The 14754-nt window shown below is 40.8% G+C and carries 13 protein-coding genes and 1 pseudogene; 3 read left to right on the forward strand and 11 right to left on the reverse strand.

Annotation, left to right across the window (positions count from 1 at the left end):
* Positions 1–35: 35 nt before the first annotated feature.
* Positions 36–1979 carry an acetate--CoA ligase gene (acs, locus tag AC4CUY_RS20225; protein WP_336953783.1) on the reverse strand — a complete coding sequence of 648 codons (1944 nt, stop codon included), beginning with the start codon at positions 1977–1979 and terminating at the stop codon, positions 36–38.
* Positions 1980–2272: 293 nt separating this feature from the next.
* Between acs and AC4CUY_RS20230 the strand changes: the two genes are divergently transcribed.
* Positions 2273–2854: a DUF805 domain-containing protein gene (locus AC4CUY_RS20230; RefSeq protein ID WP_336953784.1), complete on the forward strand. Its 582-nt coding sequence runs from the start codon at positions 2273–2275 to the stop codon at positions 2852–2854.
* Between the two features lie 472 nt (positions 2855–3326).
* Positions 3327–4310 carry a mechanosensitive ion channel family protein gene (locus AC4CUY_RS20235; protein ID WP_373868811.1) on the forward strand — a complete coding sequence of 328 codons (984 nt, stop codon included), beginning with the start codon at positions 3327–3329 and terminating at the stop codon, positions 4308–4310.
* Here AC4CUY_RS20235 and AC4CUY_RS20240 read toward each other — a convergent pair.
* The 6 genes from AC4CUY_RS20240 to prfB all read right to left on the reverse strand — a co-directional run bounded on the left by AC4CUY_RS20240 (position 4293) and on the right by prfB (position 9315).
* The gene (locus tag AC4CUY_RS20240) at positions 4293–5006 is read right to left on the reverse strand and encodes a 16S rRNA (uracil(1498)-N(3))-methyltransferase (protein WP_490774617.1); all 714 of its coding nucleotides are present in this window, start codon (positions 5004–5006) and stop codon (positions 4293–4295) included. The genes AC4CUY_RS20235 and AC4CUY_RS20240 overlap by 18 nt on opposite strands.
* A 58-nt stretch (positions 5007–5064) precedes the next feature.
* Positions 5065–6345, reverse strand: coding sequence for a 3-deoxy-D-manno-octulosonic acid transferase (locus AC4CUY_RS20245; protein ID WP_490774618.1), 1281 nt, complete (start codon positions 6343–6345; stop codon positions 5065–5067).
* Between the two features lie 125 nt (positions 6346–6470).
* Positions 6471–6653 carry a hypothetical protein gene (locus AC4CUY_RS20250; RefSeq protein WP_336953787.1) on the reverse strand — a complete coding sequence of 61 codons (183 nt, stop codon included), beginning with the start codon at positions 6651–6653 and terminating at the stop codon, positions 6471–6473.
* A gap of 29 nt (positions 6654–6682) precedes the next feature.
* Positions 6683–7741: an alkene reductase gene (locus AC4CUY_RS20255; RefSeq protein ID WP_490774619.1), complete on the reverse strand. Its 1059-nt coding sequence runs from the start codon at positions 7739–7741 to the stop codon at positions 6683–6685.
* A gap of 38 nt (positions 7742–7779) precedes the next feature.
* Positions 7780–8079 carry an ArsR/SmtB family transcription factor gene (locus AC4CUY_RS20260; RefSeq protein ID WP_034614967.1) on the reverse strand — a complete coding sequence of 100 codons (300 nt, stop codon included), beginning with the start codon at positions 8077–8079 and terminating at the stop codon, positions 7780–7782.
* A gap of 140 nt (positions 8080–8219) precedes the next feature.
* A protein-coding gene (gene prfB, locus AC4CUY_RS20265) for a peptide chain release factor 2 (RefSeq protein WP_096735380.1) occupies positions 8220–9315 on the reverse strand; the annotation gives its coding sequence in 2 pieces (ribosomal slippage) (positions 8220–9242 and positions 9244–9315; 1095 coding nt in all).
* Positions 9316–9801: 486 nt separating this feature from the next.
* Here prfB and AC4CUY_RS20270 point away from each other — a divergent pair.
* On the forward strand, positions 9802–10569 hold the full coding sequence (locus AC4CUY_RS20270; RefSeq protein ID WP_336953789.1) for a putative porin: 768 nt from the start codon (positions 9802–9804) through the stop codon (positions 10567–10569).
* Between the two features lie 172 nt (positions 10570–10741).
* Here AC4CUY_RS20270 and AC4CUY_RS20275 read toward each other — a convergent pair whose 3' ends face one another.
* The 4 genes and pseudogenes from AC4CUY_RS20275 to guaA all read right to left on the reverse strand — a co-directional run bounded on the left by AC4CUY_RS20275 (position 10742) and on the right by guaA (position 14596).
* A complete protein-coding gene (locus AC4CUY_RS20275; RefSeq protein WP_419328329.1) occupies positions 10742–11626 on the reverse strand; it encodes an SDR family NAD(P)-dependent oxidoreductase in 885 nt (294 codons plus the stop codon).
* Between the two features lie 81 nt (positions 11627–11707).
* Positions 11708–12418: a LysR family substrate-binding domain-containing protein gene (locus tag AC4CUY_RS20280; protein WP_419328340.1), complete on the reverse strand. Its 711-nt coding sequence runs from the start codon at positions 12416–12418 to the stop codon at positions 11708–11710.
* Positions 12419–12457: 39 nt separating this feature from the next.
* Positions 12458–12631: pseudogene (locus tag AC4CUY_RS20285) on the reverse strand (LysR family transcriptional regulator); the annotation flags it as partial.
* Positions 12632–13027: 396 nt separating this feature from the next.
* Positions 13028–14596 (reverse strand): glutamine-hydrolyzing GMP synthase, encoded by a 1569-nt coding sequence (guaA, locus tag AC4CUY_RS20290; RefSeq protein WP_004823655.1) that lies wholly within the window; start codon positions 14594–14596, stop codon positions 13028–13030.
* Between the last annotated feature and the right edge of the window lie 158 nt (positions 14597–14754).

Consider the following 14754-nt stretch of genomic DNA (forward strand, 5'->3'; position numbering starts at 1 on the left):
AACTTTTGGCTAGCAAAATCAAGAGACTTCAAACATTAAGAATTGGCCTTAACCTCCGTAATTAACTGATCTACCACACCTGGATCAGCCAAAGTAGAAGTATCGCCTAAACTATCTAGCTCATTGGCAGCAATTTTTCTTAAAATGCGTCGCATGATTTTTCCAGAACGGGTTTTTGGCAAAGCAGGTGCCCAATAAATTGCATCAGGTGTTGCCACAGGTCCCAGCACTTTACGTACCCAACTGACCAATTCTTTACGTAATTCTTCAGTTTCAGCTTCACCCGCCTGCAAGGTCACATAGGCCGCTATCCCTTGCCCTTTAATCTCATGTGGCATACCAACAACTGCTGATTCAGCAACTTTTGCATGCGCAACCAATGCACTTTCAATTTCAGCAGTGCCCAACCGGTGACCTGAAACATTCAGAACATCATCTACACGACCCGTAATCCAGTAATAACCATCTTTATCACGACGCGCACCGTCACCAGTAAAATAACTTCCAGGATAAGTTGAGAAATACGCTTCAATAAATCGCTCAGGATCACCCCAAATGGTCCGCATTTGCCCCGGCCAAGAATTCTTAATAATCAAATTGCCTTCTGCTTCACCTTCGAGTTCTTGACCCTCAGCATCAACCAATGCAGGTTGTACACCAAATAACGGACGAGTTGCCGAACCTGGTTTAAGTGGAGTTGCACCAGGTAGTGGGGAAATTAAAATACCACCTGTTTCAGTTTGCCACCATGTATCCACAATTGGACAACGGCTTTCACCCACAACGGTATAGTACCAATTCCATGCTTCTGGATTAATCGGCTCACCCACGGTACCCAATAGACGCAAACTGCTACGGTCACTTTCACGCACAAAAGCATCACCCTCACGCATCATGGCGCGGATCGCTGTTGGTGCAGTATAGAGAATGGTAATGTTATGCTTATCTACAATATGACCTGTACGTGCCCATGTTGGATATTGTGGGATACCTTCGGACATGACGGTGGTTGTACCATTGGATAATGGTCCATAAAGCACATAAGAATGCCCCGTAATCCAACCCACATCTGCGGTACACCAGAACACATCATCTTGTTTAATATCAAAAACTTCACGGAAAGTTGAATTTACATAAGTTAAATAACCACCCGTAGTATGTAACACCCCTTTAGGCTTTCCTGTTGATCCAGACGTATATAAAATAAATAAAGGATCTTCGGCATCCATCGGTTCTGGCGGACAGATATCTGTGACCGTCATAATTTCCATGTGATACCACAGGTCACGCCCCTCCTGCATTGTTATTGGATGACCTGTTCGATGCACCACAATCATTTTTTCAACGGAAGTGGTTCCATCCAACGCCAATGCTGCATCTACATTCTCTTTTAAAGGAATCGTTTTACCACCACGCATACCTTGGTCGGCTGTAATCACCAATTTAGCTTGACTGTCATCTATTCGACTTGCCAATGAGTCTGGAGAGAACCCACCAAATACCACACAATGCACTGCCCCTATTCGAGTACAGGCCAACATGGCGATCGCCGCTTCAGGGATCATCGGCATATACAAAATGACTCGATCACCTTTCCCGATTCCATTTTTCTTTAAGACATTGGCAAAACGACACACTTCATCATGTAGCTCTTCAAAAGAAATGATTTTATGGCGAGATGGATGATCCCCCTCCCAAATAATTGCTGGTTTCAGTGGGTGTTCTTTTAAATGACGATCTAAACAGTTGGCACTGACATTCAGTTGCCCATCTGCAAACCATTCAATTTTAAAATTATCTTTGTCGTAGCTGGTATTTTTTACTTGGGTGAAAGGCTTAATCCAGTCTAACTTCTTTGCAGCTTCTGCCCAAAACTCATCTGGATGGTCTACTGACTGTTGATAACGATCAAAGTATTCTTGTTCATTGGTCCTTGCTGTTTTTACAAATTGTTCTGGAACTGGATAGATTTCATTCATATTCTGCTTCCTTGATGTATCACCTCATCACGAGATGTATGCCTACTTTCTTGATTTTATTTGCTGCATGTCTTCAGTATTACGATAGCGCATTTCGGTTAACAATTGTGCTTTGGTCGTAGACACGGGGGTCACTTTAACCATCGGAAAATCTTAAGTCATTTGCCAAAATATTCGAATTTTCAATATCTATGGAGTTTTTTTGATCTTATAATTTGTATTCAGAAGTGCATATGGTTTTTTTCAGAAAAAAACATTTCCTTACCGAACTCATTCAACTGGACACGATCGTCATGCAAATACAAGAATCGTCGACATTTTTTTCAAAGCATCAAGTATCACCGGTAGATTATCCTCTTTCAACTCAAGGTCGTTTTAACCGCTTAAGTTATATTGCTTGGTTTGGATTCTTGCATCTCATTTTTACTGTTGCATTGCTTGCCCTCGGTCTAGTCTTTGGCATTGTGAATTTAAATTCACTGCAATTCAGTCAACATGCAATAAATTCGATTTCAGGATTAGGACAGTTCACTTACCTCTTACTCAGCTGTCTTTATTTTTATGCAATGATAGTTGTAATTATTCGCAGGCTGCATGATCGTAATAAATCTGGTTGGTTTATTCTGTTATTGCTGATTCCAATTGTGCAATTCTTGACTCTACTGTATTTACTCTTTGCGCGTGGTTGTAATCGTGCCAACCGTTTTGGCCACCCACGCCCATCGACTTTTATTGAAAAATTAATGGCTTGGCTCATGATAATAGGCTTTATCATCAGCTTATTGACCTCTCTAAGCGTAGTGTCATTTATGATGGGGACTGGAGAAATTGAAAATCCAACAACAATCATTGAAAAAGGAACTAAATATTTTTAAGGATAATTGGGGTCTGTTGACAATTCGTCTATGTTTGCGACTACGTGTGTTTTTTAGGCGATACTAGGCGCGAAATACGAAATTTAGTCATTCTAAATGATGAGAAACGTCGTTTCGCAAGGTAACGACGTAGCGGCAAAAAACACGCTAGTCCCCCGCTGCGCCTTGCGCTGCAAACAAAGCAGTGCTTTGTTCTTGCTCAGGGTTGTGGCTAAAATTATCTCAGCCTACGTTATGAAACTCGAAAATAGTCTCGCTATTCTCTTCGTTTCATGCCTTGCCTGCTCAATTTTAACCTACAACGCAAGCCATTTATGAAATGCCTACAGACCCCATTCCTTGATGATCCACTAACATGGGTTGAATATTGATTCACAAATATTATTTTTAATAGTCCGTCATAAGAAAAACTGTAATCAAAGCTTAACTTCTTTGAAATTTCAGGCAAAATATGCCAATTATTTTATTGGACATGATTGTGGCTGAAGAAGCAAATGCATTGAGTACCGTTGCGCAAGACACGACTCAATTGATCCATTCTGCAGGCGAAAAAACTGCACAAACAGTGATTCAACATACTGAAAAATATAAAGACGCATACTCAACCATCGATAAGTTTGTTGATGGTTTTTGGGAGCGTATGCCATATTTATGTATTGCGCTGATCGTCATCACTATTTTCTGGTTGCTGTCTAAGCTTTTTAAATTCTTTGTCCGTAGAACACTCGAAAACCGTACCTATACGCGCCAAAATTTAGTTCTGGTACTGAATCGTGTCGGCAGTACCGCAATTATCTTTTTTGGTTTCTTAATTGCCATGGTCATTGCAATTCCAGGCTTTACTCCTGCTCAACTGATGAGTGCTTTGGGGATTGGTTCGGTCGCGATTGGTTTTGCATTTAAAGATATTTTCCAAAATCTACTTTCTGGAATTTTGATTCTTTTGGGCGAACCGTTCAAGATTGGTGATGACATCATTGTCAACAATATGGAAGGTACTGTTGAAGATATTCAAATTCGTGCAACTTTTTTACGTTCCCCTGATGGACGACGTATCGTGATTCCAAACGCAACTGTGTATACCAGTGCCGTGACGGTAAATACCGCTTACCAACGCCGTCGTTGTGAGTTTGTGGTTGGGATTGGTTATGAAGATGATGTACAGAAAGCCAAAGATATTATTCTTAAATTGCTTGATAAAGACCAACGTATTTTAAGCCAGCCGGGCTTTACTGTGAATGTTTCTGCTTTGGCGGATTTCTCTGTCAATTTAACCGTTCGTTGGTGGGTAGATACCACCCAAGTGGTTACTGCAGCATCAATCAGTGAAATTCAAGAACGGGTACTTGAAGCCTTTGCGGATAATAATATTTCGATTCCCTATCCTGTTCAGGAAGTCAAAGTTTACCGCGGTGATCCATCAGCGGATGACATTGAATCAGCTCGTGCTAAATAAACGCCCCAATACATAAGGGATCGCGGTTTCAGTACGCAAAATACGGTTGCCTAAGTTCACTGCTTGGCAGCCGTTTTTTATCAGTAAATCTACCTCGTAAGGTATAAAACCACCTTCAGGCCCAATGATCACAGTACATGAATGATCGATAGCAAATGGCATTTTTTGTTCGGTATACGGATGCGCAATATAAGCAGGATTCTGTGGCGTAATGAAGCTAGGTAAGACATCTTCAACAAAGGGTTTAAAGCGTTTATATAGTTCAATTTCGGGAGCAATTGTGTCTCCTGCCTGTTCTAATCCCAAGATGATGTAATGATCAATTTGCTGTAAAAAAGGACTTTGCCAATAACTTTTGTCAACCCGATAACTATGAATTAAAATTAATTTTTCTACCCCCAGTGTCACCGCATCCATGATTAAACGGCGTAAAACTTTGGGCCGTGGTAATGCCACTATTAAAGTTACGGGCAATTTTGCTGGAACAGGCTGTTCTTGAATTGGTCGAATTAAAATCCTATGTTCCGAGGTATCAACAATTTCAGTTAAATAACGACTGGCGCCTCGAACGCCAACTTTAAGCATATCTCCGACTTTCGCAGCAAGATGTGTGTGCAAATGTTCAACTTGCCTTTTTGAACTGATTGTCCAAGTTTCAGCTTGTGTTTGATGAGGATCAAGAAGGACGATATTCATAAAATTCTGGTTCGTTTTACTTTTAGCTAATGGTGTTTATTCATCAGCAATGTATAAATTATAAATATTGATCAATCACTGCAATATGTTTGTATAAAGAACCCTTATTACGCTTTAAAACATCAATCGCATGTTGGCTTAACTGCTGGGCAAAAGCTTGATCTTCCAAACAACGCACCAATAACTGAACCACCTCATCGACTGTTTTCCCTACTTTTAAGGCATCTGCCTGTAAGAACTCATCCACAATCGCTTGAAAATTAAAATAATGTGGTCCAATTACGGTGGGTACATCTAAAACCATAGCCTCTAAAATATTATGCCCACCACCGGGTTCATTTAACGATCCACCAACAAAACAAGCTTGGCTCAATGCATACCACAGCCACATTTCGCCCATACTGTCTGCCAAATAAACTTGGGTATTCGACTCGATCGCTTGCTCTAAGCTACGACGCTGTGTGGTTAAATTTAAACTTTGTGCAGCAGCAAAAACCTCATCAAAACGTTCAGGATGGCGAGGAACAACAATCAACAACCAATCTGGATATTGTTCTAAATAGGTTTTAAATGCGAGAAATAATTTTTCTTCTTCAGGTGCATGTGTACTGGCGATGGTGATGATTTTTCGATTTGCTAAATTCCAGTCCTGCTGCAATTGTTGTGCTTTATGAATAAATTGTTCAGGTGCAGAAATATCAAATTTAATACTTCCAAGTACTTGTGTTTTATCCTGTGGCATACCTAAATCTATAAATCGTTGTTGCGTAGCAGTATCTTGCGCCAATAACTGATCTAATTTCTGTAGCATTGGACGGGTTAGGCTTGGAACTTTGGCATAGCCTTTGGCAGATTTTTCTGAAAGCCGTGCATTCACTAAAATACAAGGCACTTTAAACTGTTGAGCTTGGTCAATAAGATTTGGCCATAGTTCAGTTTCAACCAAAATCAGCAATTTGGGTTGGTATTTCTGATAAAAATCAGCAACTAAATAGCGCTGATCGGCAGGCAAATATACCGCTTGAAATAATGCTTGATAAGGTGCTTTTAAGAATAACGATTTGGCACGTGCTTGACCTGTTTTTGTCGTATTGGTGACTAAAACACTATGACCTGCTTTTAAATAATGTTCTATTAAAGGCTGAGCAGCATTGGTTTCTCCGACTGAAACACAATGAAACCAAATGGCATGCTGATTCTTTACATCTTGAAAGGGGCCAAATCTCTCAACACATTCTTGTTGGTATTCTGCGCTATCTTTCGCACGCTTTTTGATACGCCATTGATATAAAGGCTTAACGATTTTAAGTGCTGTGTTATACCAAAAAGGAGTAGCCAAGCAGAATGTCTCAATATAGATGAATCGGCAAATATAACAGAGCCATATTCAGTTGTTAATGAATAATATTTAACGATTTGTTGTCAGCATGGTACTAGACCTTATGCTAGAGCAAATCTGATCTATCAACCAGCAATAACGCTGGCAAAACTTGGCTTTGCAGGGATGAAAAACGGTTTTTGGTTAAGAACTATGTTGTACGCCTTAACCAATGGCGATATCCATATCGCCATCCACTGGATCAGCGCTGTAGTGGTCAAATATTCAAAGACTAAGCCTTTGAATATACGATGTGGAATGTATTCCATGCATACTAACAGAGCATATAGTCTCAATATTATACTAAAGCAGGATAATCAATATAGCCTTCTGCAGTTTGTGAACCAATCATATTTTCGAACACCAATTCATTTAAAGGTGCATCTTGAATCAAACGTTCATACAAATCAGGATTGGCAATATAAGCCTTGCCGAAAGACACAGCATCTGCTTGACCTGATGCCAAGAGTTTGATGGCATCCTCACGGCTTAAACGCATATTGGCAATATATGGCACACCGTTTGAACGTTGTTTCATATATTCACTGATACTGTCATCGGCTAAATATTCACGTGTAAAGAAGAACGCAATTTTACGCTTACCCAATTGTTCCAAGACATAACCAAAGGTTTCACGTGGATCAGCATCACCCATATCATGCTCATCACCACGAGGCGCTAAATGTATGCCCACACGGCCTGCGCCCCATACTTCAATTAAAGCATCCATCACTTCAAGTAAAAGACGTGCACGGTTTTCAATAGGACCACCATATTCATCTTCACGATGATTGGTTGAGCTTTGTAAGAATTGATCAATCAGATAGCCATTGGCTGCATGTAATTCAACGCCATCAAAACCAGCCGCTTTGGCTTTAATTGCAGCCTGTTTAAACTGTTCAGTGATGGTATGAATTTCGGAGATTTCCAAAGGGCGTGGCACGACATATTCACGTTTTGGACGTAGTAAGCTGACTTGTCCTGCTTGTTGTATTGCACTTGCAGATACAGGCGTTTCACCATCGAGTAGATCTGGATGTGAGACACGTCCCACATGCCATAACTGCGCCACAATCAAGCCACCTTGATCATGAACTGCTTGGGTTACAGACTTCCAACCTTCAACCTGTGCATCGGTAAATAGCCCTGGTGTATTTGAATAGCCATTGGCTTGTTCAGAAATCACTGTTGCTTCAGAAATGATTAAACCCGCACTGGCACGCTGTGCATAGTGTTCAGCCATGATTGCTGTGGGTACCCGATCAGCAGTAGCACGGCTACGGGTTAAAGGCGCCATCACGACACGATTTTTTAAATGTAAATCACCAAGTACAAGGGGAGAGTTAAGTTCAGCCATATTTGCCTCATCACTCGCTTTCTGATTGAGATCAGGCGTTAAAGCGAGTTTTGTAGATAATCAATATATTGCTGAATGAGAGCTTCATTACGCGAGAAATATGACCATTGCCCATACTTTTCGGCCTGAATTAATCCTGACTGTTGCAAAACAGACAAATGATTTGACATCGTAGATTGAGAGACATTACCGAGCTTCTCGATATTCCCTGCACAGACACCACGACCAAAGCCACCGCACTGCTCTTCCGACAAATATTGTTGTGGCTTCTTGAGCCATTCCAAAATTTGTCGGCGAGTCGGATTCGCTAATGCTTTAGAAATTAAATCAATATCCATCTTAGACACATTCAATTCAGAGCAAAGCTCCATTCAGCATCTTTGCACCCAATATATCGCATTTTTTCGATTTTAATATCGATTTTTTTAGATATATTGCAAAAATACGAATAAAGCTTTGCTTTTGTTAAAAATTTAAATTAAAGACCTTGTTTTAAGCTGGCTTCAATAAATTTATCTAGATCGCCATCCAATACTGCACCCGTGTTCGAGTTCTCAACACCAGTACGCAAATCTTTAATACGAGAGTCATCCAGTACATATGAACGAATCTGACTCCCCCAGCCGATATCCGACTTTGAATCTTCAAGTGCTTGAGCAGCTTCATTACGTTTACTCATTTCCAGTTCGTACAATTTTGCACGTAACTGTTTCCAAGCATGATCACGGTTTGCATGTTGTGAACGCTGATTCTGGCATGCCACCACAATCCCAGTTGGTGCGTGAGTCAAACGTACTGCTGAGTCAGTTTTGTTAATATGCTGACCGCCTGCACCAGATGCACGATATGTATCTGTACGTACGTCAGCAGGATTAATATCAATCTCAATATTATCGTCCACTTCAGGCGATACAAATACTGCCGAGAATGAGGTATGACGGCGATTACCTGAGTCAAATGGTGACTTACGTACTAAACGATGTACGCCAGATTCGGTACGTAACCAACCATAAGCATACTCGCCTTCAACACGGATTGTTGCAGATTTAATCCCTGCAACATCACCATCTGATTCTTCCATTAATTCTGCTTTAAAGCCATGACGTTCGATCCAACGCATATACATACGTAACAGCATTGAAGCCCAATCTTGTGCTTCTGTACCGCCGGAACCCGCTTGAATTTCCACATAACATGGATTTGGGTCCATTGGATTACTAAACATACGACGGAATTCAAGTTTTGCTAACTCTTCTTCCGCTGCAGTCAATTCCGACTGAACATCTGCCAATAAGCTTTCATCATCTGCTTCAACAGCAAGATCAAGCATCGCTTGTGCATCATCAAGCTGTGTCGCCAAGCCTTCTAAAACGTTGATCACGTTTTCAAGCTCGCCTTTTTCTTTTGCCATCGCCTGTGCACGGCTTTGATCATTCCAGATCGCTGGATCTTCTAACTCGCGGAGAACCTCTTCTAAACGCTCTTTCTTTAGATCGTAGTCAAAGATACCCCCGTAGTGTTAGACCACGGTCATTTAAGTCTTTTAGCTGAACTAGATAAGGATTAATTTCCACGAGTTTTAATCTCACATTTGACGTCTTTTAATTCGCAGGCATTCTACCACAGAGTGGAAAAAGTTGAGATATGGGATTTTATAGATCCATCTATAGCTCAATAACGCTATAACAAGAGAAGTGAAATGCATTGATTTTTTTGCAATCAGAAAAATCGTCATATCGTAGTCAAAGCTTGTGTTGATAAACTCTACAATTGATCATTTACTTAAAAGTATTTTAATTTCCGAATACTTTTTTATTACTAATTATGTCCAAGCCTTACTCAAAGCGTACCAATATCCACACTATCTACACAATTTTAATAAAACAAAACATAAGTTTTATACATTTATTTTCAATAAGTTAAATAAATTTTGTTACACAAACTCACCAATATTACATTTCAGTTACTATAGCGTGGTTGACGATTTTCATATTTGCCCTAGACTCGAAATTGTAACCAAACATGTATAAATCAATCAATTCTTCATAGGGGCGAATTCCATGAAAAAATTAGCAATCGCATCTGCAATCTTTTCCGTAGCCGCTTTAACTGGCACTGCACATGCTTACCAAGCCGAAGTTGGTGGTTCATATACATATAATGATCCAGATAATTTTGATGCAACTCATAGCTTTGGTGTAGATGGTACTTATTATTTTAAACCAGTACAAACTCGTAATTCACCGCTTAATGAGGCTGCATTCTTAGATCGCGCAAGTAATGTAAAAGCCAATGTAAATTATGCTAAAAATGATGGTGTAAAAGACAGCCAATACGGTGCAGGTCTTGAATACTACGTACCTAACTCAGACTTCTATGTAAGTGGTCGTGTAGGTCGTGATGAACTTGAAGTTGATAACACCAACATCGACAATAAAGTAACAACTTATGGCGCTGAAGTGGGTTATTTACCAGCTCCTGGTTTATTACTTGCACTTGGTGTGACAGGTTATGATGTTAAAGATGGTGATGACGGCGCAGACCCAACTGTACGTGCTAAATATGTAACTAAAGTAGGTCAATATGACGCTAACTTTGAAGCTTTTGGTGCATTCGGTGACTTGGATGAGTACAAAGTACGTGGTGACTTGTATTTAGATAAGACCTTAAGTGTAGGTGCTGACTACTACAACAATGATTTAACTGATCGTGATGAATGGGGTATTTCTGCGAAGAAATTCTTTAATCAAAATGTTAGCTTAGAAGGTCGTGTAGGTTTTGGTGATGACTACAACACTTACGGCGTTCGTGCTGGATACCGTTTCTAAGTTTAAATCTATTTAGCAATCGCTCTTTTGGAGCAACAAAAGCCAGTCAATTGACTGGCTTTTTTATAGGTGTATGAATCTTAAGTAAAGTGACATTGGCAGCATTACACAAAATCGAGAGAAGTTAAGTAATAATAGTCATTAGCTCATATAAATTGTGTATTGTTGATTATTACGCATCACTAAACTCCTTGATACGTTGCCAATTTTCAGCGATATCTTCCATACTGAAACATTCAACTCGCGCGAGGTTTTCAGGATAAATAACCTCTGGATTCTCGCAAAAACGTGTTGCTGTAAACTGGCTATTACTGGCACGGAGAATGATACCTGTATCTTGGCATAATGAGCTCGCCAAATAGAGAACACCTGGGCTTACCCATTCTGGTTTAAGGTCCTCTGATGGTTGAGTCATCCCCCACATACGGGTTTTCGCAACAGGGGAGATTGCATTAACCAGAATACCAGATGGTTCGCCTTCTTTGCTTAAGGCGTTCATGATTCCTATTTGAGCCATTTTACCCGCTGCATAAGCAACAAGACCCGACTGTGCATACTGTTGATACATGGCGCGGTCAGATGTGTTCAGTACAATCCGTGCAGATGAAGACTGCTTGAGATGCGCCCAAGCATACTTACTTAACCAAATCGGTGCACGCACATTAATACCAATTGCACGCTCAAGAAAATCATTTTCCTGGTCTGCTATTGACTGATAACCCACCCATCCAGCGTTATGAATCAAAATATCCAACCCGCCAAATTTCTCAATAGCCAGCGCCACAAGCTGCTTGCAACCAGCCTCATCATCTAGGCGCCCACTGTGTTCAACTAACTGCCCATCAGATGCTTTCAAAGCACGGACTGTCTCGGCAACTAGGCTCTCATCAGCTCCCTGACCAAGCCGATCTGTACCTAAATCACTGATGACGACACGAGCACCACGATCAAGTAATGCTTGTGCATAAGCGCGTCCAAGCCCTTGGCCTGCGCCAGTGACGATAGCAACTCTATCTTTAAAAATCTTATTTATGTGAGTATATTTCTGTTCCATCATGCATCTTCGTAAACCTCAATGTCATGATGATGGAACATCTACCTGAGTCCGTAAAATATATTATTTATACCAAAACAATATTTAAAATATCTCAATCTTCGGCTCGAATGCCATTATGTCACGTACTGTATTAATCAACCTGTCCCGAATTGCGCAGTGTTTATGTTCATTCCATACCATCAACAATTCGACATGCAGTAATGAATCTGGCGCAACCACCTGAATTGGACGAAATACCACGTCCTTTCGCTCGTGCTGTACAAGTGAAGCTGGCAATAATGCAACACCAAAACCACCAGCGACTAATGCCACCAATGTTTGAAGTTGTCTTGCTTGCTGGGCAATAAGTGGAACAAAACCTGCTGCCTGACAAAGCTGAATTAGTTGGTCATGAAAACCCTGACCCAAATGTCGGGGTGATGAAACAAAAGCCTCTTTACAAAGTTCAATCAGCGAGACTGTCTCAGAGTTTGCAAGAAAGTGTGTACTCGGCAGAGCGACCACGATGGACTCTCTCAGAATGGGCTCAAATCGAAGGCCTGGTGCGGTTCTACCAGGCCTTCTCATAAAAGCAAGATCAGCATTACCACCTTCTAGAGCTTCAACCTGTTCTTGTGTCGTGGCTTCTTGCATCGTAAATGAAACAGCAGTATAGGTAGAATGGAAATGGCGTATTGCTGAAAGTAATCCGACATAAGGTGTGATGTTAATGAAAGTTAACCTGAGATGACCATCTATACCTTGTGCCACACGCCGGGCTTGTTCAACACTATCATCAAGAAGATACAGCACTTTTTTAGCCGACGCTAAAAAGTTTGTACCAGCCGGCGTTAGTGATACACTACGATTGGAACGCTCAAAAAGCGGTGTACCAAGCTGCTGTTCCAACCGACGAATAGCTTGGCTTAGTGGCGGCTGTGCCATGTGAAGCCACACAGCTGCCCGATTGAAATGCAATTCCTCGGCTACAGCAATAAACTGGTAAAGCAATCTGGTTTCTATCATAAGACTTTATTTATATCACTATGCATGCATTTATATCTAAATAATATGATTAATCAGACTACTGGTCGAGCCTGATACTAGTGATCGTGACGTTAAAACTATTAAGATAATTCACTTTTTAAAGTGGGTGTCTGTAGGTTGAGAACGTCCAATAGTAATTACATTCCGCCTTCATGATAAGCCACCCCCTCTTTTTCTTATAAATTTTATCTGCAAGATGATGAGACAAAAAAGAGCACCTAAGTGCTCTTTTTAAAAGTAATTTATCAAATTCTACCAAGAATAAAGCCCTTGGCGTAATTCAGGCAAGAAGCTTCGCTTCTTGAAATCCTGCTTCCGCGAGCATAGCTCTTGGCGTAAAATCAGTAAAATGCGTTGCATTTTGAAACCCTGATTTTACTCCCATTCAATTGTTGCTGGTGGTTTAGAAGAAACGTCATACACCACACGAGAAACATCTTTAATTTCGTTCATGATACGTGTTGAAATTTTATCTACCAACTCATATGGAAGATGCGCAAAGCGAGCCGTCATAAAGTCAACAGTTTCCACGGCACGAAGTGCAATGACCCATGCATAACGACGGCCATCACCTACAACACCTACCGATTTCACAGGTTGGAATACTGCAAATGCTTGAGCAGTTTTGTCATACCAACCACTTGCACGAAGCTCTTGCATAAAGATGTCATCAGCAAGTCGAAGAATATCAGCATATTCTTTTTTCACTTCACCCAAGATACGCACGCCCAAACCTGGACCAGGGAATGGATGACGATAAAGCATTTCATGTGGTAAACCTAAAGTTGTACCTAAACGACGTACTTCATCTTTAAATAGGTCACGAATTGGCTCAACCAATTCAAATGCTAAATCTTCAGGTAAACCACCCACATTATGATGTGACTTAATCACATGCGCTTTACCATTTTTAGTTGCCGCAGATTCAATCACGTCAGGGTAAATCGTACCTTGCGCAAGGAAGTTTACGCCATCAAGCTTACGCGCTTCTTCAGCAAAAACTTCGATGAATTCACGACCAATAATTTTACGTTTTTTCTCAGGATCAACTTCACCAGCAAGTGCAGATAAGAAACGCTCTTCTGCATCCGCACGAATCACACGGATCCCCATGTTTTTCGCAAACATGTCCATCACTTGCTCGCCTTCATTTAAACGAAGTAAGCCATTGTCTACGAATACACAGGTCAGTTGATCACCGATTGCTTTATGCAACAATGCTGCAACCACAGATGAGTCAACACCACCTGAAAGACCTAAAAGAACTTTTTGATCACCAATTTGTTCACGTAATTGTTCAACACGTAAATCAATAATGTTTTCAGAATTCCAAAGATTACGGCAACCACAAATGCTGTGAACGAAGTTAGACAGTAATTCTGCGCCTTTGGCAGTATGTGTCACTTCTGGGTGGAATTGCACCCCGTAGAAACGGCGCGTTTCATCACTCACTGCAGCAAATGGGCAGCTTGGTGTGCTTGCAGTCACTTTAAAGCCTGCTGGAATCGCAGAAACTTTGTCACCGTGGCTCATCCAAACATTGAGTTTGTCATCACCATCATTTAAATCACCAAGCAATTGATCACGTACTAAAACGTCAACCGCAGCATAACCAAATTCATGTACTGTACCTGGCTCTACTTTACCGCCAAGTTGTTCTGACATGGTTTGCAGACCATAGCAGATCCCCAATACAGGTACACCCAAGTTGAACACAACTTCTGGCGCACGTGGACTACCTTCCTCATGCACACTTTCAGGACCACCAGACAAGATGATACCGTTCGGATTAAACGCGCGAATGTCTTCTTCAGACATATCAAAAGCATACATTTCAGAATATACACCAGCTTCACGTACACGGCGTGCAATAAGCTGGCTATATTGAGAACCGAAATCCAAGATAAGGATACGATCTTCAGTAATTTGAGTATTGGTAGTCATGAGTCAACAACTATGCAGGCAAACGAATATAAGCGCCATATTCTATCATTTTTATAAGCCGTACGCACTCCATTCAATCAAGTTACTTTGCTTTCTAAAAAATCATTTTAAATAATCAGCTTATAGATTCATTTTGGCTTTAATGATGCCAATCAGTT

Source organism: Acinetobacter sp. 778_lipA, assembly GCF_058242985.1.

Bases quoted from the DNA above. Each gene is read 5' to 3' on its own strand.
- acs (WP_336953783.1), bottom strand. From the start codon at position 1,979: ATGAATGAAATCTATCCAGTTCCAGAACAATTTGTAAAAACAGCAAGG.
- AC4CUY_RS20230 (WP_336953784.1), top strand. From the start codon at position 2,273: ATGCAAATACAAGAATCGTCGACATTTTTTTCAAAGCATCAAGTATCA.
- AC4CUY_RS20235 (WP_373868811.1), top strand. From the start codon at position 3,327: ATGATTGTGGCTGAAGAAGCAAATGCATTGAGTACCGTTGCGCAAGAC.
- AC4CUY_RS20240 (WP_490774617.1), bottom strand. From the start codon at position 5,006: ATGAATATCGTCCTTCTTGATCCTCATCAAACACAAGCTGAAACTTGG.
- AC4CUY_RS20250 (WP_336953787.1), bottom strand. From the start codon at position 6,653: ATGGAATACATTCCACATCGTATATTCAAAGGCTTAGTCTTTGAATAT.
- AC4CUY_RS20255 (WP_490774619.1), bottom strand. From the start codon at position 7,741: ATGGCTGAACTTAACTCTCCCCTTGTACTTGGTGATTTACATTTAAAA.
- AC4CUY_RS20260 (WP_034614967.1), bottom strand. From the start codon at position 8,079: ATGGATATTGATTTAATTTCTAAAGCATTAGCGAATCCGACTCGCCGA.
- AC4CUY_RS20270 (WP_336953789.1), top strand. From the start codon at position 9,802: ATGAAAAAATTAGCAATCGCATCTGCAATCTTTTCCGTAGCCGCTTTA.
- AC4CUY_RS20275 (WP_419328329.1), bottom strand. From the start codon at position 11,626: ATGATGGAACAGAAATATACTCACATAAATAAGATTTTTAAAGATAGA.
- guaA (WP_004823655.1), bottom strand. From the start codon at position 14,596: ATGACTACCAATACTCAAATTACTGAAGATCGTATCCTTATCTTGGAT.